The 2,315-nt window shown below is 37.5% G+C and carries 3 protein-coding genes; all 3 read right to left on the bottom strand.

Translation table 11 applies throughout. The annotated features are described in order from the left end of the window. Window positions 1-1,724 (bottom strand): primosomal protein N' (locus MV052_RS03025; protein ID WP_366089020.1); only part of this gene is annotated, 1,724 nt, incomplete at its 3' end. 6 nt (window positions 1,725-1,730) lie between these two features. Next, window positions 1,731-2,057 carry a type II toxin-antitoxin system PemK/MazF family toxin gene (locus tag MV052_RS03030; RefSeq protein ID WP_297440852.1) on the bottom strand — a complete coding sequence of 109 codons (327 nt, stop codon included), beginning with the start codon at window positions 2,055-2,057 and terminating at the stop codon, window positions 1,731-1,733. Continuing rightward, window positions 2,047-2,268: a hypothetical protein gene (locus MV052_RS03035; protein ID WP_297440854.1), complete on the bottom strand. Its 222-nt coding sequence runs from the start codon at window positions 2,266-2,268 to the stop codon at window positions 2,047-2,049. The genes MV052_RS03030 and MV052_RS03035 overlap by 11 nt, the downstream gene beginning before the upstream one ends. Window positions 2,269-2,315: the final 47 nt, after the last annotated feature.

Genomic DNA, 2,315 nt, shown 5'->3' on the forward strand with positions numbered 1-2,315 from the left:
CCATGCCCTACTATCTCAACTTCTTCAAAGGCTTTGAGTTTAGTGACCGTGTCAAGCGTGATTTTTCCTGCTTTTGCTTCTTTGAGATGTGAAATCAAAATCCGTGCCAAACTCACAAAAGGAGGATACATATCTTCCACAAAAAACATCTCATCTTTTAAAAAAGCTTCATAATCATTAAGATAAAGCGAGAAAAATTCAGCATTTTGTGACTGCACAATCACCTCTGCATTCTTCGCCCTACCCGAACGCCCTGCAATTTGTAAAAGCAGACTCATCGCCCTCTCTCTTGCTCTATAATCTCCCAAACCTAAAATATAATCCATACCTAAAATAATAGAGAGTGTAATGTTCGCATAATCATGCCCCTTACTTAACATCTGTGTTCCTAAAAGTAAGTGACTCTCTTTGGCTTCAAAACGCTTCAAGGCTTTTTTGAGTTTACTAGCCGTGCTAATGCTGTCGGTGTCAAACTGCTCTACTACCATGTCAGCAATGCCCTGCTCCACCATCTCTTTGGCTTCAACTGTTCCCATACGTTCACTTGTCAAAGGCTCATGCCCACACGCACTACAAACGGTTCTAATGGCTTCGGTAAAATTACAATAGTGACACTTCAAGTGCCGAACTTTACGGTGCAGTGCCATACCTACCGAACAGTAGGGGCAAGTATGGGTTTCGCCACATTTTTGACAATACAAATACTTAAAGTTCCCCCGTGTTGGCACAAACAAAAGCGACTGTTCCCCTGCTTCAAAATTGCTTTTTAGCTTCTTTATCATGCCATTGGTTAAGCTTGTTCCCTCTACAAAAGTGTAGTTTTTTTGCGTCTGTATAAAAGGTTTTTTGAGCCGTACTGTGTCGTATTTGTAGTAAGAGCTAAGACTAGGAGTCGCCGATGCCAAAAGAACTTTGGCATTTAATTTAGCCCCCATATAGACAGCCATATCACGAGCATGGTAGCGTGGTTTCATCATAGATTTATAGCTATCGTCATGCTCCTCATCGACAATAATCAAACCCAAATTAGTGAGTGGCGTAAAGAGTGCCGACCTAGCCCCTGCTACAATATCGACTTCATTATTGTGTATCTTCTCTAAAATCTCCTCTTTTTTCTTTTTGGTCAATTTAGAGTGCCACATCACCAAACGCTTTCCAAAATACTTAGTGAGTCGTTTTTCCATCTGTGGGGTAAGGGAGATTTCAGGCATCAAAAAAATGCACTGCTTCCCCTCTTCAATACTCTTTGCCATAAGCGAGATAAAGATTTCCGTTTTCCCAGAACCTGTCACCCCAAAAAGTAAAGCTTTCTCTTTTGTAAGGAGTTCTTCATAAGCTTTTTGTTGGTCGGCTGATAATGTTGGAAGCTCGTAGGGGGCGATTGCCATCGCACCACTTTGTTTTTCCAATATTTGGTGCGATGGCAATCGCCCCCTACGGGGCATAAACAACGCCAACGCTTCACCCAAAGAGCTAAAATAATAAGTAGCCATAAACTTAGCAATGGCTATCTGATTTTCATCATAATAATTTGCTAAAACTTCTGCTATTTCAGAAGTTTTAAATTCAGTGGGCTTTTCTACCTCTTTTAAAATCATCGCTCTTTTTATTTTGGAGTGTACGGGAACGTTTATGATTTGACCTATTTTTAGTGCTTCTTTAGCATGGTAAGTTAAGATTGGAGCTGATGATTTTAGGAGGGTGGTTTGGTAGTAGTAGATGATGTTATCCTAAAAGATACTTTTACAAAAAAGTATCTTTAGTTCATCCATAAAATCACTATTAACTGATGCTAATTTTTTATCAACCATTTCAGAATGAAGTGTAAAACATTTATCATATTTTACAAAAGATACAAGTTTCAACGAACCATTACTTAAATTTTCTTCATTAATCTTATGAATAGATGCTTGTGTTGATTGAGAAGTAACTTGAAAGCAGACAATATCACCAAGACTATTTTCATCTTTTATAATCAGAACTGGTCTCTTTTTAGAACGGCTCAAATCTGTAAAGGGAAATGCAATAAGAACAATATCCCCTCTATTATAACTCATCCCAAGCCTCATCATCACTATTGTCCCAAGTGTGTTGCATAGAAGAGCTTTGCATTAATATCATGGGGTCGATATTATTTAATTTTCTTTTTATTTCTCTATCAAAAGAGGAAAAAGGCAAAATCAATATCTCAACTTCTTCATTTAAATACTCTTTTGGTATCTCAATAATATATCTTTGGTTTGTTGGTCTAATAATCTCTCTATACATCTGTTACTCCTTTAAAAGGTAAATAATAATCCATTATACCAAAAAAT

Origin of the sequence: Sulfurimonas sp. (genome assembly GCF_026988655.1) — a bacterium.
In the GTDB taxonomy this organism is placed as follows: domain Bacteria; phylum Campylobacterota; class Campylobacteria; order Campylobacterales; family Sulfurimonadaceae; genus Sulfurimonas.

Coding starts and splice junctions, on each gene's coding strand:
- MV052_RS03035 (WP_297440854.1), bottom strand. CDS start 2,268: ATGTATAGAGAGATTATTAGACCAACAAACCAAAGATATATTATTGAG.
- MV052_RS03030 (WP_297440852.1), bottom strand. CDS start 2,057: ATGAGTTATAATAGAGGGGATATTGTTCTTATTGCATTTCCCTTTACA.